The 24,216-nt window shown below is 60.7% G+C and carries 17 protein-coding genes; 8 read left to right on the top strand and 9 right to left on the bottom strand.

All coding sequences use genetic code 11. From position 1 onward, the window contains the following. Positions 1-80: 80 nt before the first annotated feature. Positions 81-3,392 carry an SMEK domain-containing protein gene (locus tag BLQ09_RS12765; RefSeq protein ID WP_027606705.1) on the top strand — a complete coding sequence of 1,104 codons (3,312 nt, stop codon included), beginning with the start codon at positions 81-83 and terminating at the stop codon, positions 3,390-3,392. A 51-nt stretch (positions 3,393-3,443) separates the two neighbouring features. Here BLQ09_RS12765 and BLQ09_RS12760 read toward each other — a convergent pair whose 3' ends face one another. From BLQ09_RS12760 to BLQ09_RS12750, 3 genes are read right to left on the bottom strand one after another with little or no spacing between them, the layout of a single operon-like run. After that, the gene (locus BLQ09_RS12760; RefSeq protein WP_027606706.1) at positions 3,444-4,829 is read right to left on the bottom strand and encodes an efflux transporter outer membrane subunit; all 1,386 of its coding nucleotides are present in this window, start codon (positions 4,827-4,829) and stop codon (positions 3,444-3,446) included. Further along, positions 4,826-7,939 carry an efflux RND transporter permease subunit gene (locus BLQ09_RS12755; RefSeq protein WP_092357113.1) on the bottom strand — a complete coding sequence of 1,038 codons (3,114 nt, stop codon included), beginning with the start codon at positions 7,937-7,939 and terminating at the stop codon, positions 4,826-4,828. The genes BLQ09_RS12760 and BLQ09_RS12755 overlap by 4 nt, the downstream gene beginning before the upstream one ends. Positions 7,940-7,941: 2 nt before the next feature. Next, on the bottom strand, positions 7,942-9,111 hold the full coding sequence (locus BLQ09_RS12750) for an efflux RND transporter periplasmic adaptor subunit (RefSeq protein WP_092357110.1): 1,170 nt from the start codon (positions 9,109-9,111) through the stop codon (positions 7,942-7,944). Between the two features lie 147 nt (positions 9,112-9,258). Between BLQ09_RS12750 and BLQ09_RS12745 the strand changes: the two genes are divergently transcribed. Then, entirely contained in the window at positions 9,259-10,644 is a 1,386-nt protein-coding gene (locus tag BLQ09_RS12745; protein WP_092357107.1) for an ATP-binding protein, read from the top strand. A gap of 3 nt (positions 10,645-10,647) precedes the next feature. Further along, positions 10,648-11,343: a response regulator gene (locus BLQ09_RS12740; RefSeq protein WP_027606710.1), complete on the top strand. Its 696-nt coding sequence runs from the start codon at positions 10,648-10,650 to the stop codon at positions 11,341-11,343. Between the two features lie 47 nt (positions 11,344-11,390). On the opposite strand, the gene treS is transcribed toward BLQ09_RS12740, so the two are convergent. Both treS and BLQ09_RS12730 read right to left on the bottom strand, forming a co-directional pair. After that, on the bottom strand, positions 11,391-13,454 hold the full coding sequence (gene treS / locus BLQ09_RS12735; protein ID WP_027606711.1) for a maltose alpha-D-glucosyltransferase: 2,064 nt from the start codon (positions 13,452-13,454) through the stop codon (positions 11,391-11,393). A 105-nt stretch (positions 13,455-13,559) separates the two neighbouring features. Then, positions 13,560-14,321, bottom strand: coding sequence for an AraC family transcriptional regulator (locus BLQ09_RS12730; RefSeq protein WP_092357104.1), 762 nt, complete (start codon positions 14,319-14,321; stop codon positions 13,560-13,562). 211 nt (positions 14,322-14,532) lie between these two features. On the opposite strand from BLQ09_RS12730, the gene BLQ09_RS12725 reads away from it, so the two are divergent. The 3 genes from BLQ09_RS12725 to BLQ09_RS12715 are packed head-to-tail and all read left to right on the top strand — an operon-like array spanning position 14,533 to position 17,701. After that, positions 14,533-15,459 carry a 4-hydroxyproline epimerase gene (locus BLQ09_RS12725; protein ID WP_092357101.1) on the top strand — a complete coding sequence of 309 codons (927 nt, stop codon included), beginning with the start codon at positions 14,533-14,535 and terminating at the stop codon, positions 15,457-15,459. Positions 15,460-15,499: 40 nt separating this feature from the next. Next, positions 15,500-16,438: a dihydrodipicolinate synthase family protein gene (locus BLQ09_RS12720; RefSeq protein WP_074846861.1), complete on the top strand. Its 939-nt coding sequence runs from the start codon at positions 15,500-15,502 to the stop codon at positions 16,436-16,438. Between the two features lie 3 nt (positions 16,439-16,441). After that, positions 16,442-17,701 carry an NAD(P)/FAD-dependent oxidoreductase gene (locus BLQ09_RS12715; RefSeq protein WP_092357098.1) on the top strand — a complete coding sequence of 420 codons (1,260 nt, stop codon included), beginning with the start codon at positions 16,442-16,444 and terminating at the stop codon, positions 17,699-17,701. A 251-nt stretch (positions 17,702-17,952) separates the two neighbouring features. Here BLQ09_RS12715 and BLQ09_RS12710 read toward each other — a convergent pair whose 3' ends face one another. The 3 genes from BLQ09_RS12710 to BLQ09_RS12700 all read right to left on the bottom strand — a co-directional run bounded on the left by BLQ09_RS12710 (position 17,953) and on the right by BLQ09_RS12700 (position 20,853). Next, positions 17,953-18,873, bottom strand: coding sequence for an ADP-ribosylglycohydrolase family protein (locus tag BLQ09_RS12710; RefSeq protein WP_027606716.1), 921 nt, complete (start codon positions 18,871-18,873; stop codon positions 17,953-17,955). A gap of 48 nt (positions 18,874-18,921) precedes the next feature. Beyond that, positions 18,922-19,929, bottom strand: coding sequence for a GlxA family transcriptional regulator (locus BLQ09_RS12705; RefSeq protein ID WP_092357095.1), 1,008 nt, complete (start codon positions 19,927-19,929; stop codon positions 18,922-18,924). Between the two features lie 315 nt (positions 19,930-20,244). Further along, entirely contained in the window at positions 20,245-20,853 is a 609-nt protein-coding gene (locus tag BLQ09_RS12700) for a LysE family translocator (RefSeq protein WP_092357092.1), read from the bottom strand. Between the two features lie 592 nt (positions 20,854-21,445). Here BLQ09_RS12700 and BLQ09_RS12695 point away from each other — a divergent pair. Together BLQ09_RS12695 and BLQ09_RS12690 are read left to right on the top strand one after the other, a co-directional pair. Beyond that, positions 21,446-21,982 (top strand): GNAT family N-acetyltransferase, encoded by a 537-nt coding sequence (locus BLQ09_RS12695; protein ID WP_027606719.1) that lies wholly within the window; start codon positions 21,446-21,448, stop codon positions 21,980-21,982. After that, positions 21,983-22,267, top strand: a complete 285-nt coding sequence (locus BLQ09_RS12690; protein ID WP_027606720.1) for a hypothetical protein — start codon at positions 21,983-21,985, stop codon at positions 22,265-22,267. Between the two features lie 1,303 nt (positions 22,268-23,570). On the opposite strand, the gene BLQ09_RS12685 is transcribed toward BLQ09_RS12690, so the two are convergent. Next, entirely contained in the window at positions 23,571-24,116 is a 546-nt protein-coding gene (locus BLQ09_RS12685) for a glycosyltransferase family 25 protein (RefSeq protein WP_159457356.1), read from the bottom strand. Positions 24,117-24,216: the final 100 nt, after the last annotated feature.

Below are 24,216 nucleotides of genomic sequence, written 5' to 3'. Positions count from 1 at the left end.
AGAGCAACGTGTGATAACGGTAGATTCGCCTCGCTTACAGAGTCGAAACACACCCTATTTTTCAAGGATGAAGGCGTTCTATGGATCACCAGAAGTTGCTGCTTGAAGTCAAAGACGAATTCATCTGGTTGGTGAAGAATGTCGAAGCCAGCACGGCAATGGGTCTGTTCGACGTCCACAGGATCTCAGAAAAAGTCGTTCTGCCCCTATTCCAAACCATCATGGGCTGGCCGGACCTGCGTAACCTCAACGAAGAGAAAGAGGACTACCCAGCCATCGACCTGGGGGATGAGGTCAAACAGATCGGCATCCAAATATCTGGCACCACCACCCTGACAAAAGTAAAGAACACACTGGCAAAGTTCTTGAACCACGACCTGGACAAAACCTACACACGGGTCATCGTCTATGTGCTGACCAATAAACAGCAAAGCTATTTTCAAAAGGCTATTGATGAAGTGGTGGGAAGCCGGCTGGCATTCAATGCCAAGACGGATATTCTCGACTACACCGACCTGCTGAAAAAGGCTGCCAAGCTAACGCCAGAACCGCTTCTGGTGGTATGGAAGATACTTAAAAGTTATCGCCATGCTGAAGACCCCGCGCACCGTCCCGTTTGGTTGCTCAGGACTGAAGTCTCCCAAGAGGAAATCCCGCCGTTCACTCCCCGCTGGTTGTTTTTCGCCGAACGTAAGATTCCGCTGCTGGGGCGTGGCGGTGACTTGGACGTACTGGCGGACTTCATGGAAAGCCCGTCGCCATTCAGTTGGTGGACGCTGTGTGGTCCCGCGGGAATTGGCAAGACGCGCTTGGCCCATGAACTTGAGCTCAAGTACAAAGATAACTGGTATTGCGGCTTCACCGACGCGAAAAACCTACCGACCGTCGAGCAACTTCAACAATTGCAACGCCCCACTCTGCTGGTGTTCGATTATGCGGCACGGGACTCTGAAGCGCTCAAGGCATTGTTAAGAATGTGCTGCGCACTGGGCGATAGCCTGAGTTCGAAGTTGCGTGTGTTACTGCTTGAGCGAGAAGCAAATGAAAACGCAGACTGGTGGAAAGAGCTGGTCCTCACTGAAAGCACCACCGCGACATTGATTAGAAACAATCAGTACCAGGCGCCGCGCGAACTGACCGCGCTGAGTGCACAGGCTGGCGAGATATTACGGGCCTGGCTAGAAGCCGGAGCACCAGCGGTCGTGGAGCAACTGCCACCGCCGTCCTCACCGTTCTGGACGCAGGTCATGCACGTCAGCGAAGGCCGTCCTTTGTTGATTGCGCTGATTGCAGGGGCGTTTAGCCGAGCGCCAAATGATACTCACGTGCCCGCCTTGCGCGAGTTGCTGCTGCCGGTGCTGCAACGTGAGGCGCAGCGCTGGAAAACCAGATGCAATGACACAGGTCTGTTTCCAAGGCTCGTGCAGTTGCTCGCAGTGGCCACTCTTATTCGCGGCCTGGATATCCTCCAGGAGGATCACCGGGTACTTGTTCGAACCGGCGATGATGAGTCGGACTACCTGCTGGTCAAAGACCCCAAGACCCAGACATATCGGATCCCCACCGTCGAAGACTTGAGACAGCATGAGCACATCTTCGAACTGTTGAGCACACAACAGCAACAACTCTGGGATGACCTTGCGCAGCTGATTCCTGCAACACAGTTAGCGCCGACTACCAAAGCAGCCTTAGAGGTCTGCCCTCCGAGAGGCATCCTGCAGCCCGACCTGATCGGCGAGTTCTTTATCGATGAATTGTGGCGCCCTCAAATGCAGTTCGCGCCCGCTACCGCACTGCCGACTCTAACCGACGCCTCGCTTGAGGCTATCTTGAGTTCGGCATGGACTCTCCACCCTTACAACCTGCTCGAAACCCTGGATGCGTTGAAAAAAACCACGATCTGCCTCCCAGGATATCTGCGTCTACTCGACATGCTGACGGCGGTCGCCTGTAAGGTGCCGACAACTCATAAGTTTGCGCTGAGCCTACTCGCACGGCTGCTTTATAACGCGATGATCAAACTCGGCACGCAAAAACCGTCTGCGGCGCAAATCAATCGTACTTGCGAGCTATTATCCAGGCTGGCACAACACTTCCCCGCCGATCGAGAAGTGGCGTACCGGCAGCTCAAAGCGCTTATGCACCTGATCGTTGACCCAGTCAAGAAACAAGTCGACGTAGCGCGTGCGCGCGCAGTCAATCTGGAAGCCAGGCAGTTCGTCACCGAAGTCATAGAACATCCAGACGACAAGTTTGAGCTCTTCTGGGGGGACGCTATTGTGAACGTTGCCATGGCAGCTATACAAAACCACCATGAAGAGATGCTGGCTGAGGCGCTGGTTTCTGCCCAAATCCTCCAAACGAATTTTGGCGCTTCCTCTGAGCTGAACACACTCCTGGCGCGTCTTTACAAAGAAGTCGCCAAGTACCTTAGTGAGCCCTTGGGCGATACTTACTCGCTAAGTAGCCAACTGATCCCGCTGGCCAAACGCTGCCTTCCTTTGCTGGCACCACAGGTGGGACAGGGCATTGAACAAGGAAACCTGGACCAACCTTTCCACGTCAGTTCAACTTGGGCATTGGTCAATATCATGTACGCATACGCGAAACTAAAAACGCCAGCAAAGGTACTCGAACTGCATCCTGAAATAGAACGCTACGTCGCACGGGTCAGCGACCCGGCAGTCGCAATCGCCATGGAGGCCAAAGCGGTATTCAACGCGCAGACTGCGCGACTGCTTGAAAATGACCTACGAAGCGCTTTAGCCCTGGCGAGTCAAATCCAAGTGGTATTCAACGTGTCTTATTCGAATGAAGCAGGCCAGGCGCACTTGTCACTATGGGGACGAAGCCTCAGCCTCACGCTGGCAGCACGCGACTGCGAGGGTTTTCTCGGCAACTGCGAAAAACTTTTCACTCTCTGCCCGCTACTCAGTGACGATGACGGCGTGGTGTGGATGCTTGCCCAAAACCTGCAGCTAATTCGTGAAGGTATAGCTGTACTGTCTATCGAGCAAATTTGCCTTGCAAAATTTACCCGGCATTTATCGGCCTTTGGCAGCCAAACAGGACGTTGCACGAACCTCTTTTTTGCGAACACCTTGACCCTCGCCTGTAAAGACTTCAACAACAAGAAAGACGATCTCCGAAATCTTGAGCAATTGTTCCTATTCGTCAAAAAACGGCTTGAGTTCGACGAGCTGTCCGAGTGTCTGTACGCTGCGTTGTTTGATTACTGGATATCCAAGGGCAAACCCGCATCAATTGCGTTGTTTGGGTGTTGTGAAATCTCCAGCGGTGTAGACAGCAACCTTCGTATACGCATCACGGCTGATGATCTGTCAGTGCTGAGTGACAAGACAATGAAGTTCATCTCGCTAGCAAATCCATAACGCGCTTCCAAAACCGTTCGACGCTGAACTGCTGTACAGACTTCGCCATATTTACTGCCACCCTCCCCCCATCACCTTATACAAACTCACCCGATTACTCTGCTCCGCCAGGCGCAGGGTGATCAGGTCCTGCTGGGCGCTGTACAGCGAGCGTTGGGAATCCAGGGCTTCGAGGTAGCTCTGCGAGCCGGCGCGGTAGAGCGCGTCGGACAGGTCGTAGCTCTTCTGGCTCGCCTCGGTCAACGCTTGCTGGGCGGTGAGACGCTGGTCCAGGGTGCTGCGCACGGCCAGGGCGTCGGCGACTTCCTTGAATGCGGTTTGCAGGGTTTGCTGGTAGGTCTGCACCTGGATCTCTTTCTCGACCTTGGCCGCATCCAGGGTCGCGCGGTTACTGCCGGCATCGAAGATCGGCAGGCTGATGCTCGGGGCGAAGGTCCACGCGCCGCTGCCGGCCTTGAACAGGCTGGACAGTGACGCACTGGCGGAGCCCGCATTCGCGGTGAGGCTAATGCTGGGGAAAAACGCCGCGCGGGCCGCGCCAATGTCGATGTTCGCGGACTTGAGGCTGTGCTCCGCCGCCAGTACGTCGGGGCGCCGCTGCAACAGGCTCGACGGCAGCTCGGCCGGCACCTGCACCAACGCCGCTGCCGATCGCAGGTGGGCGTCGGGCAGCAAGGCGTCGGGGATGTCGCTGCCGACCAGCAGGCGCAGGGCGTTACGGTCCTGGAGGATCTGGCTCTGATACTCGGCCACATCGACCCGCGCCGATTCGACGGTGGTTTGCGCCTGGGCCACGGCCAACGCCGTGGAGCCACCCAGGGCGTGGCTGCGCTGGGTCAGTTCGTAGGTGGACTGCTGACTGGCCAGGGTCTCTTCGGCCAGTTGCAGGTGCTCGTTGTCGGCGGCCAGGGTCAGCCAGGCGGTGGCCACTTCTGCCACCAGGCTGATTTGCGTGCTGCGCCGGGTTTCGGTCAGCGCCAGGTAGTCTTCCAGCGCTTCGTCCTGCAGGTTCTGCACGCGGCCGAACACGTCGACCTCATAGCTGCTCAGGCCCAATTGCGCGCTGTAGTCGTGGCTGGTGACGGCCGTGCCGCCGCTGGACAGCGAGCCCGGCGTGCGGCTGTGGGTACCGCTGACGCTGGCGTCGAGGGTCGGGAACGCCGCTGCGCGCTGGATGCGGTATTGCGCCTGGGCCTTCTCGATATTCAGGCTGGCCAGGCGCAGGTCGCGGTTATTGGCCAGGGCCAGGGTTTGCAGGTGTGCCAGGCGGCGGTCGGTAAAGAACTGCTGCCACTGGATGTCGGCCGGCACCTCACCCTGCACACCCGCTTGCCATTCGCCAGGCACCGGTGCCTCGGGTTGCTGGTAGTGTGGCGCCAGGTTGATGCAGCCACTCAAGACCACTGCGGCCACTAACGGGAAGAGAAAGCGGGTCATGCGTCACCTTTTTCGACAATGGGCGTCGTGCTGACACGGCCAAAGCGGCGACGGATCAACACAAAAAACAGCGGTACAAAGAAGATCCCCAGCACCGTGGCGCTGAACATGCCGCCCAGCACACCGGTGCCGATGGCCCGGCGCCCGGCGGAACCTGCGCCACTGCTCACGGCCAGGGGCAGCACGCCGAACATGAAGGCCAGGGACGTCATCAGGATCGGCCGCAGGCGCTGGCGCACGGCGATCAGCGTCGCCTCGCGCAGGCTGTTGCCCTGCTCCTGCAGGTGCTTGGCAAACTCGACGATCAGGATCGCGTTCTTCGCTGCCAGCCCTACGGTGGTCAGCAGGCCGACCTGGAAGTACACGTCATTGCTCAACCCCGTAAAGCGAGTGGCCCACACCGCGCCGACGATACCCAGGGGCACTACCAGGATCACCGAGAACGGCACCGACCAGCTCTCGTACAGCGCGGCCAGGCACAGGAACACAAACAGGATGGACACCGCATACAGCAACGGCGCCTGGGACCCGGAAAGACGCAACTGGTACGACTGGCCGGTCCACTCGTAGCCGATGCCATCGGGCAGTTGCCGGGCAATCGCCTCCACCGCGTCCATCGCCGCGCCGGAGCTCACACCGGGTGCCGGGTCGCCGACCACTTCCAGGGAGGATGTGCCGTTGTAGCGCTCCAGCAACGGCGAGCCATAGCTCCAGGCACTGCTGGCAAATGACGAAAACGGCACCATTTCATCGTTGCTGTTGCGCACGAACCAGTGGTCCAGATCGGCCGCTTGCATCCGCGTGCTGGCTTCGCCCTGCACGTAGACCTTCTTCACGCGGCCCTGGTTGAGGAAGTCGTTCACATAGGTACCGCCCAACGCCGTGGACAAGGTGCTGTTGATGTCGCTGGTGCTCAGGCTCAGGGCCCCGGCCTTGCGGTCATCGATGCTGATTTTGAGTTGCGGTGCATCGTCCAGGCCATTGCTGCGCACGCCCAGCAGGCGCGGGTCTTGCCTGGCCAGCGCGATGAACTGCTCGCGCGCCGCCACCAATGCGTCGTGGCCAAGACCGGCGAGGTCCTTGAGCTGCAAATCAAACCCCGAGCTCTGGCCCAGGCCACGCACGGCGGGCGGTTGCATCACGAATACATCGGCATCGCCGATGCTTGCCAGGGCCAACGTGGCACGTTGGGCAATCGTGGCGGCATCGTCCGAGCGCTCACTCCAGTCCTTCAAGCGAATAAACGCCCGTGCGGTGTTCTGGCTGTTGCCGCCCATGCCCAGGCCGCTGATGCTGATCATCGCCTCGACTTCCGGCTGCTTGAGCATGTACGCCTCGAACTGCTGCAACACCGCCTGGGTGCGGCTGTCGGTAGCGCCCACCGGCAGCTGGATTTGCGCCATGAGAATGCCCTGGTCCTCATCCGGCAGAAACGAAGTAGGCAAGCTGGCATAACCCGCCGCCATGGCTGCGGCGATCAGCACATACACCACCAGGCTGCGCCATGAGCGTTGCAGGACAGCGCCGACCAACGCTTCATAGGCGCTGGAACAGCGTTCGAAGGAACGGTTGAACCAACCGAAGAAGCCCCGTTGAACCGCATGCCCCGGCTTGAGCAGCGTGGCGCACAGTGCCGGCGTGAGGGTCATCGCCACCACCACCGACAGCACCATGGCCGAGACGATGGTCACCGAGAACTGCCGATAGATGATCCCGGTGGAACCGCCAAAAAACGCCATGGGAATAAACACCGCGCTCAGCACCAGGGCGATGCCGACCAGTGCACTGGTGATTTCATCCATCGATTGACGCGTGGCCGCCAGGGCCGACAAGCCCTGCTCGCTCATCACCCGTTCGACGTTTTCCACCACCACAATCGCATCGTCGACCAGCAAGCCAATGGCCAGGACCATGGCAAACATGGTCAGGGTATTGATCGAGTAACCGAACAACGCCAGCACACCAAACGTGCCCAGCAACACCACCGGCACAGTGATCGCCGGGATCAGCGTGGCCCGCAGGTTTTGCAGGAACAGGAACATGATCAGCACCACCAGCACGATGGCCTCGCCCAGGGACTTGACCACTTCCTCGATGGACAGGCTGACAAAGGGCGTGGTGTCGTAGGCGATCACGTTCTTCAATTGCATTTCGGTGGGGTAAAACGGCGCCAGTTCCTTGAGCTTGGCCTTGACCGCCTCGCCCACCTCCAGCGCATTGGCGCCCGCCGCCAGTTGCACGCCCATGGCGGCGGCCGGCTTGCCGTTGAGGGCCGAGTTGATGTCATAGCTCTCGCTGCCCAACTCCACGCTTGCCACATCACCGAGTAGCACGACCGCGCCGTCGCTGCTCGACTTGACCACCACGTTGCGGAACTCCTCGGCCGTCTGCAGTTTGCTGCGCGCGCTGATGGTGGCATTGAGTTGCTGGCCCTTCACCGCCGGCAATGCGCCGAGTTGGCCGGCTGACACTTCGGTGTTCTGCGCCTCCAGCGCGGTGCTCACATCCGACGGCATCAGCGCGTATTTTTCCAGCAGCGCCGGGTCCAGCCAGATGCGCATGGCGTAGCCCGAACCGAGGGTCTGTACGTCGCCCACGCCGTCGATACGGCTGATGGAGTCGAGCAAGGTGCTGGAGATGTAGTCACCGATCTGGGTGCCGGTGACGCTGGGGTTGTCCGAGGCCAGGGCGGCAATCATCAGGAAGTCCGAGCCGCCCTTGGTCACGGTCAGGCCTTCGCTCTGCACCGACTGCGGCAAGCGCGACTCGGCCTGTTGCAGCTTGTTCTGCACCTGCATCTGCGCTACATCGGGGTCGGTGCCGGCGCCAAAGGTCAGGCTGATACTGGCGCTGCCCGCCGAACTGCTGGAGGCCGACATATAGGTCAGGTTGTCCAGGCCTTTCATCTGTTGCTCGATGACCTGGGTCACCGAGTCTTCGACGGTCTTGGCCGAAGCGCCGGTGTAGGTGGCGGAAATACGCACGGTGGGCGGCGCGATGTCCGGGTACTGCTCCAGCGGCAACTGGCTGATGGATAACGCGCCGCCGAGCATGATCACGATGGCGATGACCCAGGCGAAAATCGGTCGATCGATAAAGAAACGCGCCATGTTCAACCCTCCTGCGCCAGGGCGCCGGCATCGGCGGCCTGGGTCTGGACCATGGCGCCGATGCGGACTTTCTGGCCACCTTCGACGATCACCTGGTCACCGGCCTGCAAACCCGCCGTCACCCACCACTGGTTGCCCACGGCGCGGTCAACGCTGAGCACGCGTTGCTCGACCTTGCCGTCAACCACCAGCAACACCGAGGTCACGCCGCTGGCGCTGCGGCTTACGGCTTTTTGCGGGATCAGGATCGCCTGGTCATCCCGGGCCTGCTCCAACACCCCACGCACGTACATGCCGGGCAGCAGCACATGCTCGGGGTTGTCGAACACCGCACGCAAGGTCACGGTGCCGGTGCCCTGGTTGACGCTGACCCCGCTGAACTTGAGGCGGCCGTCGTGGTTGTAGGTGCTGCCGTCATCCAGTTTGAGGCTGATGCGCGCCTCGCCGTCGCCGTTGGCCTGCAACACGCCACGGGCCAGGTCGCGCTTGAGGGCCAGCAATTCAGTGGTGGACTGGGTCACATCCACATAGATCGGGTCGAGTTGCTGCACGGTAGTGAGTGCGGTGTCCTGGTTGGCCACCACCAGTGCGCCGGGGGTGACCGTGGACGTCTCGATACGCCCGGCCACCGGCGAGCTGATGCGGGTGTAGGCCAGGTTGATGCGGGCAGTGTCGAGGTCGGCCTGGGCCACCTGGACGTCAGCGGCGGCGGTCAGCAGGGTGGCCTGGGAATCTTCGTTGGTTTGCTGGCTGATGGCGTCGATCTTCACCAACCGGGCGTTACGCGCGGCGGTGGTCTGTGCCGACTTCAAGGTGGCGCGCGCCTTGGCCAGGCTCGCCTGGGCCTCAGCCAATGCCGCCTTGTAGGGTGCCGCATCCAGTTGGTACAGCGCCTGCCCGGCCTTGACCTCGGCGCCTTCGACAAACAGGCGCTGCTGCACGATACCGCCGACCTGCGGGCGAATCTCGGCGACCATAAACGCCTGGGTGCGCCCGGCCAGTTCAGTGGTCATGACCTGGCGCTTGGGCTGCACAGTGATCACCGAGACCTTGGGGGTGGCGACTGCGGGCGCGGGGTCGCCAGACGAGCAGCCGCCGAGCAGCACCAGAATGATGAACGACAGGAGTACCGCGGCGGTTACCAGGTATTTGGCGAAAAGTTTGGTCGACATAGTTGCCTCTGCAAGACGGGGTGGTGCAAGCCTTACCGTCATGCTGCTGGGCAAATGTGCAGGAAAATTGAAGATTGCCCGCCCGGGTTGAATCTTTCCTCCCTGGGGCCCTAAATGGGCGGGTCCACTCTTTTACGGCCCTTGTTCATGAAGTTGAGTATCTCCACCAAACTGTTTGTCGCCGTATCGGCCGGCGTGCTGCTGGTCATCCTCAGCATGGGCCTGGCCACCAGTTGGAGTTTTGGCCGCGGGTTCCTTGGCTATATCAATGAACAGGCGCTGGAGCGCATGGCCACGGTGGTGCCGCGCCTGGCCAGTGCTTATGCGCGCGAAGGCAATTGGGCGTTCATGCGCAACCGCCCGGATCGCTGGTTCGACATCATGCGCCCAGACCCCGACGAAGAACGGGTCACCCATGACCTACGTACACCGCTGGCCTCGGACTTGACCGGTGCGCTGTTTCGCATCGCCCTGCTCGACAAGGACCGCAAGCGCGTCACCGGCTACACCGCGATTGGTGAGGATGCGCTGGTGAGCCCCATTGTGGTCGCGGGCGAAACCGTGGGCTGGCTGGCCGTGACCCCGTTCCAGAGCGTGACCGAAGCCGGTGGCGAACGCTTCCAGCAATACCAGCTGCGCACCAGCCTGGTGATGGGCGTGTTCTCGCTGCTGCTGGCGATGCTGATTGCCTGGTGGATCGCACGCACGCTACTGGAGCCGGTCAAGCGCGTGGCCGCCGCCACCCACCGCCTGGCCAGCGGCGACTACAGCAGCCGCGTGGCCGTGGCCTCCAACGACGAAGTCGGCCAACTGGCCCGCGACTTCAACCAGTTGGCCTATACCCTGGAGCGCAACGAAAAAATGCGCCGGGAGTTCATGGCTGATGTCTCCCACGAACTGCGCACGCCGCTGTCGGTGCTGCGCGGCGAGCTGGAGGCGATCGAGGACGGTGTGCGCAGCCTGGACCCGAATACGATGAAATCCCTGCTCGGCGAAGTCGGCATGCTCAGCAAGCTGGTGGATGACCTGTATGAGTTGTCCCTGGCGGATATCGGTGCGCTGACCTACCGCAAGGCCCCATGCATGCTCAACGACGTGCTCGAAAACAGCCTGGCGATGTACCGGGAACGCTTCGCTGCCCGCCAGTTGCAGCTCGACCTGGAGCTGCCGCGCGAGCCCGTGGAGCTGCTGGCGGATGCCAGTCGCCTGCAGCAATTGTTTTCCAACCTGCTGGAAAATTCGCTGCGCTACACCGACGTCAACGGCAGGTTGCGCCTCAGTGTGGGGGTCGACCGCGACACGGTGCGTATCGACTTTCTCGACTCCGGGCCGGGCGTGTCCGCAAGCCAGTTGCCACGCTTGTTCGAGCGGTTCTACCGCGGCGAGTCATCGCGCAACCGCGAGCATGGCGGCGCCGGCCTGGGCCTGGCAATCTGCCGCAGCATCGCCAACGCCCACGATGGCAGCCTGGTTGCCGACCACTCGCCCTACGGCGGCCTGTGGCTGACCCTGCGCCTGCCCCGGAGCCTGTGAACCATGCACGATGAACCGCCGATCCTGATCGTCGAAGACGAACCCAAGCTCGCCGCCCTGATGCGCGACTACCTGGAGGCCGCCGGCTATACCACCCGGTGCCTGGACAATGGCCTGCACGTGGTGCCCGCCGTGCGTGCCCACGAGCCCAGGTTGATCCTGCTCGACCTGATGCTGCCCGGCCGTGACGGCATGCAGCTGTGCCAGGACCTGCGCGGTTTCAGCGCGGTGCCGATCATCATGATCACCGCCCGCGTCGAAGAAGTGGACCGCCTGCTCGGCCTGGAACTGGGCGCCGACGACTACATCTGCAAACCCTTCAGCCCCCGTGAAGTGGTGGCCCGGGTCAAGGCCATCCTGCGCCGCAGCCCGCAGCTGCTCGGCACCGGCGCGCCGCGCCTGCTGATCGACGAAGCCCGCTACCAGGCCTCGCTGGACGGCATCGCGCTGGACCTCACGCCCCTGGAACTGCGCCTGCTCAACACCTTCGCCCGCGCCGCCGGCCGCGTGTTTTCCCGCGACCAGTTGCTGGATCACCTCTACTCCGACCACCGGGTGGTCACCGACCGCACGGTGGACAGCCATATCCGCAACCTGCGGCGCAAGCTGGAACAGGTATGCCCGGGGGAAACCCCGATTGAGTCGTTGTATGGGGTGGGGTATCGGTTTCAGTTGGCTGAAAAGCAGCCACAGGCCTGACAACACCCCTTCCCACATTGGGTTCTTCGGTGCTTGGAAGATTGAGGTTACATCGGCGTGCTGCTGATAACCCGCAGCGCCAACCCCTCGTACGCATCCAGGGTAATGGTGAACTCGCCCTCCGCCGTCAGGTCGCCCTCCACCCGTTCGTTGATGATGTCCACCACCATCCCCGCCGCGATATCCGGCAGGTTCAGGGTTTCGGTGATCGGCGTGGCGCCGAAGTTCAGCGCGGTGATTTGCGTGCCTCTGCCGGCCGGCAATTCGTGGACCATGATCAACAGGCCGGGGTTCTGCACGTCGGGCACCAGTATCTGGCGGCTGGCGGCGATGTCGTAGGCGCGGCGCACGGCGAGGATCTTTTGCAGTTGCGAGGCGAACGAGTCCGGGTCCTGCAACTGGCTGTTGAGGCTGCCGTAGAGGCTTTTCGAGCGTGGCATCTGGCCGGCCGACAATGCTGCGTCAGGGTTCAGATCCACCAGGTCGTACGCGCCGCGATGAATCCAGCGGGTATCGCCATCCTGCATCAAGTGCGCGACTTCCTCGGCGGCCAACGGCAGCGCGCCTACCAGGTCCCAGCCGGACAAGGCGAACACCCCGGGCTGCATGGCGTTGTACATCACCAGCAGTAAATGGATCTGGCGAATCTGTTGAATGTCGGCAGCACTGATTGCCTCCAGGTCGCGAATGCCCAGCGCCGCCGTGATGATGCTGGCGGTGGTGCAGGACACGCCATTGGTCACGAACTTGAGGTTATACGGCGCATGCTCGCCGGCCAGGCGTTCGTACATCTGCTCGCGGATGTGCTCGCGCAGGATATTGCCGGGGAATGTCTGCCCCTGGTAAAGGAAGGTGTCGTGGGCATGCAGGGTCCAGAAGTGCACCAGCTCCAGGGTCAGCTCATCGTGGTTCTGCAACGCGTGGATCAGCGAGCCGGGGTCGATGCCCTGGCGGTGCATTTCACGCAGCATCAGGCGCAGGAATTCGGCATCGCCCATCAACAGCGCGTGCTGGTACGCCGGGCGGGTGATGAAGTCATAGGACAGGTCGGCGCCGCCATGGGACATCGACGCAATGTCATCCACCGTGAGGTTCAACTCCTGGAAGCTGAAACCGCCGGCCTTGCGAATCGCCCCGCCCAGCAACTGGTTGCCGGTGATCGACAGCGGATGGCTCTCGGACCAGGCCGTGCCATCGAGGGTGCGTTCCACGCCGAGGAAACCATTGGCGTCCAGGCGCAGGATTTTCGCGCCCATCACGTCGATGGCGTGCAAGGCGTCGCCGATGATCATCTGCTGCGCGGCGAAGGTCGGGTCGAGCCAGTTCAGCGACGGCTGGCCTTCCTTGAAGTAATGCAGGTACACCCAGCGACGCGGCTTGCCATCCACGCCAATGACCACCGGCGTGGTGCTCCAGTCGGTTTCCTTGACGCCGGGCTCGAAGAAGATCACCCGCTGTAACTGGCCGACGATATAGTGCTTGTCGCGCAGGGCGTCCACCTGGGCCGGGCTGAGGTTCTGCGCGTCGCGGCCCTCGGCTACCTCGGGCAGCAACGGCCAGTCTTCCTCGCGGATTTCCACCATATGGTAAAGGCCGGGGTAATCCTCGTAGGCCATCTCCGCCAGGCGAAAGTCCGCGCCCTTGCCGGTGTGGGACGGAATCACGTCGTCGATGATCACCGCATTGTGCGCCGCCGCCATGCGCGTCAACGCCTGCAACTGCGCCTCGGTGCCCAACTGCGGGTCGATCTCGAAGCTGATGCGGTCGAAATTGCCGTCGATGGTCGGCGTGTGCCGGGTGCCGGTCAGGCCACCGGATTTCTTCAGCGGGCCGTTATGGATGCCCTGGATGCCGATCTTCGACAGCGCATGCCACAGCGTCTCATCCCCCAGCGCCTCCAGCACCGTACCGCCCTCACGCGTCACAATCGACGCCGGGTAGGCGGTAAACCACACCGACGACAAGGCCGAGGCATCACGGGGCCGGGTCTGCGCGTACGGCTGCTGCCACAACCGGCCCTGGCCCGAATAGAGCTTGGCGCGCTGGCGTGCCGCGTGCAGCATCGATTGTTCCACCAGCCAGTTCACATGGTTGTTTTCAGCCGCGGTCATAAGCTTGGTACCTGTCGTGGTTAAACATTACTCGTGAACATATGAGGGCTCGGTGGGCCATTCGTTGCATTGCAATGTGGCGTGCCTGAACGGGGGCTCGGGCGCTCAGCAGGTTTCCCGATACTGCCTCGGCGTAAACCCCGTCGATGCCTTGAACTGCCGGGTGAACGCGCTGTGGTCGGTATAGCCGCACTGCAGCGCGACTTCGGTGATCTGCATGTCGCTGTGCAGCAACCGATGGGCGTGTTCCAAGCGTACTTTCTGGATCATCTGCCGGGGTGTCAGGTGGAACACGCGCTTGCAGTAGCGCTCCAGTTGCGCCACGGAAATCCCGGCGATGCGCGTTAGTTCGCCGAGGGTGACGCGGCGGTTGAAGTGCGTGCGGATGTGCTCGTCCACAGCGGCCAGGCGTTGGTAGGCCGGGTGGGTCTGGCTGGCCGATTGCAGGTCGACCGATATCCCGGCCAGGCCGATGATGCGGCCTTCGTGGTTGTACAGCGGCCATTTGTGGGTCAGGCACCAACCGGGTTCGCGGCTGCCGTAGAGGTGCAGTTCGAGTTGGTCTTCCAGCACAAAACCCTGCTGCAGCACGCGCCGGTCCTGCTCGGTATAGCCCGGCCCCAATGGTGCGGGAAAGACGTCGGCGCTGGTCTTGCCCAGCAACGGTTGCAGCTGCTTGAGGCCGCAGCGCTGCACCAGGGTGCGGTTGGCGAGGACGTAACGGGCCTCCAGGTCCTTGATGAAGATGGCGGCATTGGGGATCACGTCCAGCATCGGCAGCAATTGCGCTACGCCGGCCAATAGTTGCTCGATGCTGTGGGGAGGACTTGCTCCTTGGCAAAGGCTCGCAAACGCGCGTTGAAGCATGAGTGTCTCTCCCCGGCTGTCACCTTGATGGCAAGCAGATTGCCCCATGCCCGGGGTGCTGTCGAGCAGGGCGAACTGTGCTGATTTCGTCATCGATGTCGGCAAAAAACATCAATCGCCGCCCAGCCTGCGCGTTCACGATAGGGCCACTGCATGCCTATCCCTACACTCACAAGAAGGCAGCCCACAGCTCTTATTGATGGAGCGCGTTATGAAGCGACTGCATGTGATCGACTCCCACACCGGCGGCGAACCCACGCGCCTGGTAATGACCGGCTTCCCCGCGCTCAAGGGCGCGAGCATCGCCGACCAGTTGGAGAACCTGCGCACGGAGCACGACCCATGGCGCCGCGCCTGCCTGCTGGAACCCCGTGGCAATGACGTACTGGTGGGCGCGCTGTACTGCGCGCCCGTCACCCCGGGCGCCACCTGCGGGGTGATCTTCTTCAACAACGCCGGTTACCTGGGCATGTGCGGCCACGGCACCATCGGCCTGGTGGCGTCCCTGCACCACTTGGGGCGTATCCAGCCGGGCGTGCACACCCTCGACACCCCGGTGGGGCCGGTGGCCGCGACCTTGCACGACGACGGCGCCGTGACCCTGCGCAACGTGCCTGCCTATCGCTATCGCCAGCAGGTGACGGTGGATGTACCGGGCCATGGCGCAGTCCAGGGCGATATTGCCTGGGGCGGCAACTGGTTCTTCCTGGTCTGCGAGCATGGCATGGCGTTGGAGATGAGCAACGTCGACGCCCTCACCGACTACACCTGGGCGATGCTCAAGGCCCTCGAGGCCCAGGGCATCCACGGCGCAGACGGCGCCCTGATCGACCATATCGAACTGTTCGCCGACGACGCCCACGCCGACAGCCGCAACTTCGTCATGTGCCCTGGCAAAGCCTACGACCGCTCCCCCTGCGGCACCGGCACCAGCGCCAAGCTGGCGTGCCTGGCCGCCGATGGGAAACTCAACCCCGGTGAAACCTGGGTACAAGCCAGCATCACCGGCAGCCGCTTCGAAGGCCGATATGAATGGGACGGCACACGTGTCATCCCCTTCATCACCGGCCGCGCCTACATGACCGCCGACAGCACCTTGCTGATCGACGAGCAAGACCCGTTTGCCTGGGGCATCTGAGCCCACCCCCTTTGATTGAACGCTGCAAGGAGCCAGGACAATGAGCGACAACATCTTCACCGGTTGCGTCCCCGCGCTGATGACCCCATGCACCGCCGCGCGCAAGCCGGACTTCGACGCGCTGGTCGCCAAGGGCCGCGAGTTGATCGATATCGGCATGAGCGCCGTGGTGTATTGCGGGTCCATGGGCGACTGGCCGTTGCTCACCGAAGCCGAGCGCCAGGAAGGCGTGGCGCGCCTGGTGGCGGCCGGCGTGCCGACCATTGTCGGTACCGGTGCGGTGAACAGCCGCGAGGCGGTGGCCCACGCCGCCCACGCAGCCAAGGTCGGCGCCCAGGGCTTGATGGTGATTCCGCGCGTGCTGTCCCGAGGTGCGTCCGCCACCGCGCAAAAGGCGCACTTTTCGGCAATCCTCAAGGCCGCGCCCAACCTGCCGGCGGTGATCTACAACAGCCCTTACTACGGCTTTGCCACCCGCGCGGAGTTGTTCTTCGAGCTGCGCCGCGAACACCCGAACCTGATCGGCTTCAAGGAGTTCGGTGGCGCTGCCGACCTGCGCTATGCCGCCGAGCACATCACCTCCCAGGACGACAGCGTGACCCTGATGGTGGGCGTCGATACCCAGGTGGTGCACGGTTTCGTCAACTGCAACGCCACGGGCGCGATCACCGGCGTCGGCAATGCCTTGCCCCGCGAAGTGCTGCACCTGGTGGCCCTGAGCAAGCAAGCCGCCAAGGGTGATGCCAAGGCCCGGCGCCTGGCGCGGGAGCTGGAAGCGGCATTGGCGGTGTTGTCGTCCTTCGATGAAGGCTGCGACCTGGTGCTGTATTACAAGCATCTGATGGTGCTTAACGGCGACACGGGCTACGCCCTGCACTTCAACGAGACCGACGTGCTCAGCGATGCCCAGCGGCGTTACGCCGAAACCCAGTACGCGCTGTTTCGCCAGTGGTATGCCAACTGGTCGAGAGAGGCGTAGCGGATGCACGACCCTGACCCTGCGGATATCGCCGTAATCGGAGCCGGCATCATTGGCGTTGCCTGCGCCCTGCAGCTGGCGCGCCAGGGGCGGAAAGTGCGGGTGATCGACCAGCTGGCGCCCGGCATGGGCGCCTCCTACGGCAACGCCGGGCACCTGGCGACCGAGCAAGTGTTCCCGATCGCCGACCTGTCGATCCTCAAGCGCTTGCCCGCCATGCTCATGGACCCCATGGGCCCGCTGCGCCTGGACTGGAAATACCTGCCACGCGCCCTGCCCTGGTTCATCCGCCTGCTGCTGAACCTGCGCCCGGCGAGTTACCAGGGCACGGTGAAGGGTCTGCGCGCGCTCAATGAAGCGAGCCTCGGCGCCTGGCAACGGTTGCTGGCCAGTATTCAGCGCCCGGAGCTGTTGCGCGAAGATGGCTCGCTGCTGGTGTTCGAACGTTCAGACTCCCGCGCGGCCATCGATGGCTTGCAACGGCGCATGCAGGCGCAAAACGTGCCGGTGGAGTTCTGGTCGGGGGATGCCATACATGAGATTGCCCCGCAATTGGCCGCGCAGATCCAGGGCGGCCTGTTTTTCCCGCGAACAGGGCACTTCCTCGACCCTTACCGATTGGTCTGCGAATTGGTGGAGGCGGCCAAGGCCAGTGGCGTGCAGTTCCTCCAACGCCAGGTGCTGGATGCGCGGATTGAAGGCGATGGCATCACCGTGAGCACCGATCAAGGCACCTTTGCCGCCCGCCAGGTGCTGATCGCCTGTGGCGCCCACTCGGCCAGACTCACCGCCGCTCTGACCGGCAAAAAAGTCCCGCTGGACACCGAACGGGGCTATCACCTGATGCTGCCCCATGAACAGCAGCGCCTGCCGTTTGCCGTCACGTCCCTGGAGCGCAAGTTCATCATGACGCCCATGACAGGCGGCCTGCGCCTGGCCGGCACCGTGGAATTCGCCGGCCTCGACCGCCCGCCGAACATGGCGCGGGCGTGGCAGTTGCATCGGTTGAGCCAGGGGTTGTTTCGTGAGGATCTGAGTGCAGAGGACGCGACGCCGTGGATGGGCTTCAGACCGTCGCTGCCGGATTCGCTGCCGATTATTGATCGGGTGTGTGACGGGAAGGTGCTGCTTGCGTTCGGGCATCAGCATTTGGGGCTGACCCAGGCGGCGGTGACGGCGGAGATGGTGGGGCAATTGGCGTCGGGGGCGCCTGCGTTTTCGGGGTTGCCGGCGCTAGGGCCGTATCGACTGGGGCGGTTTTGAGAAGAACCGCCACCTCCAAGCACAGCAACTTGCACACGCTATTTCATGTGGTGAGCGGGCTTGCCCCGCGTGGGGGGCGAAGCGCCCCTGATCAAGACGAATGCCGAGTCTCAGGCACTCCTCTGCGCCTGGTTTTGGGGCTGCTGCGCAGCCCAGCGCGGGCGGTGCGACGATTCGACAAGCCCGCTCACCACAATTGAGCTCGACAACTCCCACATTTGATCTTCATGGTTTTGCAGACGGTGCTCGCTTCACTGCACGAGATTACCGGTCGAAGCTGCCAACAGGGCATCCGCCATGCCTTGGATTTCTTCGCGCATCCACAGCTTTTCCAACCAGTCGCCAGGAATCGCTTGGGCGCCATAATATGCACCGGCCAGTTGGCCAACGATGGCTGCGGTAGTGTCTGCGTCATCGCCCAGATTGGCCGCCATCAGCACTGCCGCCGCAAAGCTGTCGGTATGGTGGAAGCACCAGAGTGCGGCCTCAAGGGACGCCACGGCGTAGCCGGTGCCGACGATGTCATCACGGGACTTCTCCAGGTAATTGCCCTGCGCAAGTGCGGCGACGTTGGCCGCCGCGAGGTCCATATGCGCCAACTGCAATACCTGATCCTTTGAAACACCCTCAAGCGCATTGCTGATTGCCTGGGCCAGCACCAGGCAGCACTCGATTGCTTCCTGAGCAGCGTGGGTGGTGCGCGAGCTTTCGGCGGCGTAATAGCGGATACGTTGAAGGTCCGGAAAGTAAAACAACACCACCGGTGCAAGGCGCATCATCGAACCATTTCCGGCGGAATACGGATCCGTAGAGCCTGAAAAGGGGTTTGCGCTGTCTTGATACGCCGTTAGCGCCTTACTCACGGTCAGGCCAATATCGAAACAGTCGCCGGTGGAGCTCAAATAGCCCCATTTCCACCAATTCAGATAGCGACCCATCTGATCCGCCGCGTCAAACCCCTCTTTGCGCAACAGACTTTCGGCCAGGCACAGCGCCATTGAAGTATCGTCGGTCCACTGGCCGGGCTTGAGGTTGAACGGCCCTCCTCCCACCATATCGGTGAGCGGAGTAAATGTGCCACGGGGCATGAACTCCACCGTGGTCCCGACTGCATCGCCACAGGCCAAGCCCAGCAAACTGCCGCGATAACGATCCAAACGTGTAAGAGACATGGGTCCTCCTTGAAAAATCATGCCGGCGCGCATAGAGCGACAGTCACCTTACTTGACCAACCGCTTCTCCTTGGAGGGGCGATATCCGAAATACGAGCTGTAGCATTTGCTGAAATGGCTCGGCGAGACAAACCCGCACGCCACCAGCACCTCCACCTGTGACAGTTCGGTGTGCTGCAACAGCCGGCGTGCTTCGGTGACACGCAGTTCCATGTAGTAGCGCTGCGGCGTGGTGCCCAGTTGTTCCTTGAACAGGCGCTCCAGTTGGCGGCGCGAGCGGCCGGCGTAGACGGCAAGTTGGTCGAGTTCCAGCGGTTCTTCGAGGTTGGCGTCCATCAGCTTGACCACTTCGCGCAGGGGCGCACTGACGCTGACGTTTTCGGTGGGTTTGATCCGCCGGTAACGCGATTCTTCGAAGGCCAGGATGTCCTCGATACCTTCGACCAGGGCTTTGTCGTGCAAGCTTTTGATCCAGTCCAAGGCCATGTGGAAAGCGCCGGAGGGGCTCGACGCGGTGAGGCGGTCGCGGTCGATCACGTAGGGCTCGCTGGTAACGTGGGTGGCCTTGGACACTTCCGCCAGGGCCGGGCGGTGTTCGGGGTGAATGGCGCAGCGGTAGCCCTGCAACAGGCCGGCACGGCCGAGGAACCATGCACCGTTCCACAACCCCGCGAGGCTCACACCCTGCTCGGCGGCCGTGCGCAGCAGCTGGATAAAGGGATCGTCAGCCTTGAGTTCGGTGCGAAAGCCCCCGCAGATCACCAGCAGATCCAGGCCTTGCAGCGCGGGCGCATCGAGACGCGCGTCGGGGCGGATCACCAGGCCCAGGTCGCTGATGACTTCCCCGTCGTCACACCCGAAGGTCCGCGTGGCGAACAGATCAGGTCGCAGCAGGTTGGCGGTGACCACGGTATCGAGGGTCTGGGTGAATGCCGGCAGGGAAAAATGCTCGAGCAGCAGGAAGCCGACGCGGGTGACCGATGCCGGCTGGGAGGTTTCATTGAGGTAGCGCAGGTTCTTGCCTTTCATGCCACCGCTGAACTGGCGTCTTTCCATCGAGGGTTGGCCCACTTTTATTGTTGATGCAATGGGCGCCATCTTAGGGGGAAAAACGCTGGCTGTCTCAGGCACTGATCTTGAAAAAACCACGGGCGCCAAAAGCCCGTGGCAGAACCCTCGCCGGCGCATCTGATACGGTTTTTTCTTTGCTATCTGCGCCTGTATTGAAACGCCGCCTGGGCGGACAATGGCCCCCATCCCTACCCCCTTTCCTTCGGAGGCCTTATGACCAAGATGGCGATTTTCCTGTTCGGTTTTTTAGTGCTGACCATCGGCATCGGGCTGCTGGCAACCATCTCGCCGGTCTGACGCCTAGCCGGCAAACAACATCGGGTACAGCGACAGCACCAACAGCCCGGCCATTGACCAGTTGAACAGCCTCACCCAGCGCGGTTCGCGCAGCACATTGCGCAAGCCGCTGCCACACCCGACCCACACGCACACACTGGGCAGGTTGACCACGGCAAAGACCAGCGCGATCACCAGCACGTTGGTGACATAGCCCTCAGCCGGCGTATAGGTGGTGATGGCCCCGAGCGCCATGATCCACGCCTTGGGGTTCACCCACTGAAACGCCGCCGCGCCGAGGAAGGTCATGGGCTTGCCGTGTTCCTCATTGCTATCGGACATGCCGCCCGCCGTGGCGATCTTCCAGGCCAGGTACAGCAAGTACGCCGCGCCCACATAGCGCAACACCGTGTAGGCCCACGGGAATACCTTGAACACTTCGCCCAGGCCCAGGCCGACCGCAATCACCAGCAGCATGAAGCCGAGACTGATCCCCAGCGCATGGGGCATCGAGCGGCGAAACCCGAAGTTCACCCCCGAGGCAAGCAACAGGGTGTTGTTCGGACCTGGGGTGATCGAGGACACGAAGGCGAACAGCACAAAAGCCGACAGCAGGCTGGTAGACATGGACATGGTGCGGCATCCGAGCGGTGTGGTAGGCCTGCGACAGTAGTGGGTTATGCCGCCCGGCGCCCCGTACAGCCAGGCACGGATCGAGGCATACACTTCAGGTTCAGATGGCTCCGGCGTTTTCACAAAGCTTTCACAGACGCACCCTTATGGTGAACCCAGCTCCTAATGAACATCCCTTTTAGCCCGTGCTCCCCATCGCGGGCTTTTCTTTGCCTGGGATTTATCCGGGGCAAAAAAGAGGCAGGCCATTGTTCATGGCCTGCCTCCCGTTGACTGACTGTCAGCGCGGACCGCCACCAGGGCCGCCGCCTTGACCATGACCACCACCGCCATGGCCACCACCCCCACCACCGCCCGGCGGCATGAATATCCAGCAGCCTGACAAGGTCGACAACAGCGCGACAACAACAGCCGCCTTGGTTAGGTAATTCAACTTCATGACAACGCTCTCTGCTTTACAAGGTTGGGTGTACGTCAAGTAAGACCGCGTTAAATGAAGTCCGTCATGGGTTTCGTGTAACGTCTTGGTAGGGTTTGTGTTGGGGTGGATACACGTCAACTCATTGGGTACGCGTTAACCGGGGGGAAGAACATGCTCAACATTCGCGCAGCGACCAAGGCCGATCTCGATAGCCTGCGTGCAGTCGGCTGCGAAACCTATCAAGCGCATTTCTCGACACTCTGGTCTCCCTCAGGCATGCAGGACTTTCTCGAACAGGATTTCTCACAGGATTCGCTCAGCCGCTCACTTGAGCTGCCCGACCGTCATTCGTGGCTTATCGCCTCAGACGAACGGGGTAACCCCTTGGGTTTCTCCAAGGTCAACTGGTCAACCCCGGCGCCGATCACTGGCGAATTGGGGGCAGAGCTGCAGAAAATCTATTTCCTCAAGTCCGCCGCCGGTCTTGGCTATGGCAGGCAACTTTTGCAGGTTATCTGCGATCAGGCGGTGCAGCGCAGGGAACGCTTGCTGTGGCTGGACGTGCTCAAGAGCAATTTAAATGCCCAGCGGTTTTACGCGGGGTTTGGGTTTCGCCGGATCGGTGAAATCCCCTTCAGCACGGATTTGGTAGAAATAGGGATGGTGGTCATGGGCCTTGAACTGAATCAGCACCAGGCGGAGAAGTAGATGAACGAGTTGATACAGGGCCTCGATGGACCCAGAACCGCCCAGCAGGAATTGTTTTATGACCTGGAAGATGCAACTGCAGTCATTGGCTGGTCCGTGGTTGAACTGACAGCCCTGGCAAACAGCAGCAGGACGCCGAGTGAGGCGTTGGCGCTAGTGAAGATCTGCACGTTGCTGGCAACTCAGCGGGAGAAAATCGCCAGGTACGCGGGTGAAGTGAAGGCGCAGCGCATCAGCAGGTCAGAGACTGGCGCTGAAGATAGAGTTCAGTACGCTCAAGAATGAGGGCCTCGACTCGGAAATCGTAGCCAGCCCTCGATCTTTACGTCAGTGAACAGTGCGAGCCAGCGGGAGCCGACTCGATCAAGTCATTCGACAGCAGCGTCAGGTTGAGCGTTTGTCGTCGAGATCATGTAGTTTTTTAACACCCTTCCCCGTCTTTCGCTCGTATTGATGATGAAAAAACCAAACGACCAAAAGTAGCATCGCCAGACCAAAAATGAATAGCAACAGCTCTATTGCGGGACCTTCGTGTGAAAACATTTTCGTTCCTCATCCTGAAGTAGCGTGACTTGAAAACAGCCACAACCGAAATTATTCGTAACAATACGAACATTTTCAGGGTAGTCGCCAACACGGGCCATGACAACCTTAAAAGCCTCCTGACCCTTGATCTAGACACGTCACTCGTCGAAAAACCCTTCGAGCGCGGGAGGAACAAGGCACAACGCTGTACACAACGGCAAGGGAATGGCGCCTGCACAGGCGGATGCGGAGGGAGGTAGATCGGCCTGCTCGAGAGGTTGGCACCCGGGCCTTTTCTTTCGCCCAATAAAAAACCCCGTAGACGTTAATCTACGGGGTTTCCAAGAGTGGAGGCCGAGGTCGGAATCGAACCGGCGTAGGCGGATTTGCAATCCACAAATATATTGTTTATTTTCAATTACTTATAGCAACATAAATTCCGCATCGTCAATATTTCTTCCTCGCTGGAGCCCTCTGAAATCGGGAGGTTCTATTTCCGTTGCGGAATGGATTTTCTATGCTTCATCGCCTACAGTCGGGTATCCCTCCTCTCGTTCTATCAAGCCGTCCAATCAACTGTCCGGACAGGGATTCGAACCCGTTCTTGTTTTCGCGTATACCGGTATAGGCCAGCAATAGTGGAAAAACGAGCGAACCTTAGCAGGCTTTGGCGGCCTACTGCGGCCCGTGCCATGCCCTAAATATGCCCTAAGCAGCAGAGTCACGCGCGCCTCAAAGCGCATCGCTTGGCATGTAAGGCAGAATGCAATTACTCTCGATGATGGATCATCTAATAACGGAGCCAGGCTTTTGCTAGCCTAGACAATTATGGAAAATAGAAAAATCACCCCGGATGTCACAGATCATTTCCTATCTGCTTTATTCTAATATGTAGAGTGCCGCGAAATACGCAAAAAAATATTCGATTAAATGTCCCGTCGGACAATGGTTTTTCCGATATTTTTAAGCACTTGTGTATATTGACGTCGCCAGTTACGCTGCCAAAACTTTTCGTCGGCTGAGGAGCCGTCCGCTATTCGACACGTAGATATATCGCTCTTGGCTAAACATTCGGGTGATGGTTGCAGATAAGCGGGAGTGAGCAGTAAGCCTTGAAAGACTTTGTAAAAAGTTTGTCGATGGGAGTACCTGTGTAAGTCGATAACTTGATCAGTTCTCTACAGCCTTCATTCGACAGAATATAGGCAAACGTCCCTTTGGCTCTAACCCGTGCTATTCCTCGGTTCCAGGTCAGCCACAGCTTGCCCAGGGTTGCACCGAGGTAAAGAAGCTTGGGCGTTCGCATTGTCATGAAGCGATTGATTCGCAAAATTTGCGAGGGCGAGAAGCTAGAAAGCGTTGCATCGTCTTCCAAAATCAATACGGCTTTATAACGCCGCTCAACGGCTAACGTTGCACATTTGATGTGGGAGTTGAAGCACCCGCGTTCCGGGTTTTCCACATCAGCATCGACTAAGATGAATTCTATAACCAGACCAGACTGTGCAAATTCATTTTTTATTAAATTTCTGCGATCTTGCCGGTTTCTCAAACTTATACAAAGCACTCCATCTACCTGGAGATTGCTTAAGTTCTTGGTTGCTGCCACTGGACATGCCCTTCCTTTGTATGAAGCGTGAATACTAAGCGAGTGCCGCTGGTATCGAAAACCATCGATATTGGCAATGCTAGCCTCCTTCTGTGGCTTA

The organism is Pseudomonas sp. NFACC25, assembly GCF_900100935.1.
In the GTDB taxonomy this organism is placed as follows: Bacteria; Pseudomonadota; Gammaproteobacteria; order Pseudomonadales; family Pseudomonadaceae; genus Aquipseudomonas; species Aquipseudomonas marginalis.
This window is presented reverse-complemented; position numbering and strand designations above follow the sequence as displayed.

Coding starts and splice junctions, on each gene's coding strand:
- BLQ09_RS12765 (WP_027606705.1), top strand. CDS start 81: ATGGATCACCAGAAGTTGCTGCTTGAAGTCAAAGACGAATTCATCTGG.
- BLQ09_RS12760 (WP_027606706.1), bottom strand. CDS start 4,829: ATGACCCGCTTTCTCTTCCCGTTAGTGGCCGCAGTGGTCTTGAGTGGC.
- BLQ09_RS12755 (WP_092357113.1), bottom strand. CDS start 7,939: ATGGCGCGTTTCTTTATCGATCGACCGATTTTCGCCTGGGTCATCGCC.
- BLQ09_RS12750 (WP_092357110.1), bottom strand. CDS start 9,111: ATGTCGACCAAACTTTTCGCCAAATACCTGGTAACCGCCGCGGTACTC.
- BLQ09_RS12745 (WP_092357107.1), top strand. CDS start 9,259: ATGAAGTTGAGTATCTCCACCAAACTGTTTGTCGCCGTATCGGCCGGC.
- BLQ09_RS12740 (WP_027606710.1), top strand. CDS start 10,648: ATGCACGATGAACCGCCGATCCTGATCGTCGAAGACGAACCCAAGCTC.
- treS (WP_027606711.1), bottom strand. CDS start 13,454: ATGACCGCGGCTGAAAACAACCATGTGAACTGGCTGGTGGAACAATCG.
- BLQ09_RS12730 (WP_092357104.1), bottom strand. CDS start 14,321: ATGCTTCAACGCGCGTTTGCGAGCCTTTGCCAAGGAGCAAGTCCTCCC.
- BLQ09_RS12725 (WP_092357101.1), top strand. CDS start 14,533: ATGAAGCGACTGCATGTGATCGACTCCCACACCGGCGGCGAACCCACG.
- BLQ09_RS12720 (WP_074846861.1), top strand. CDS start 15,500: ATGAGCGACAACATCTTCACCGGTTGCGTCCCCGCGCTGATGACCCCA.
- BLQ09_RS12715 (WP_092357098.1), top strand. CDS start 16,442: ATGCACGACCCTGACCCTGCGGATATCGCCGTAATCGGAGCCGGCATC.
- BLQ09_RS12710 (WP_027606716.1), bottom strand. CDS start 18,873: ATGTCTCTTACACGTTTGGATCGTTATCGCGGCAGTTTGCTGGGCTTG.
- BLQ09_RS12705 (WP_092357095.1), bottom strand. CDS start 19,929: ATGGAAAGACGCCAGTTCAGCGGTGGCATGAAAGGCAAGAACCTGCGC.
- BLQ09_RS12700 (WP_092357092.1), bottom strand. CDS start 20,853: ATGTCCATGTCTACCAGCCTGCTGTCGGCTTTTGTGCTGTTCGCCTTC.
- BLQ09_RS12695 (WP_027606719.1), top strand. CDS start 21,446: ATGCTCAACATTCGCGCAGCGACCAAGGCCGATCTCGATAGCCTGCGT.
- BLQ09_RS12690 (WP_027606720.1), top strand. CDS start 21,983: ATGAACGAGTTGATACAGGGCCTCGATGGACCCAGAACCGCCCAGCAG.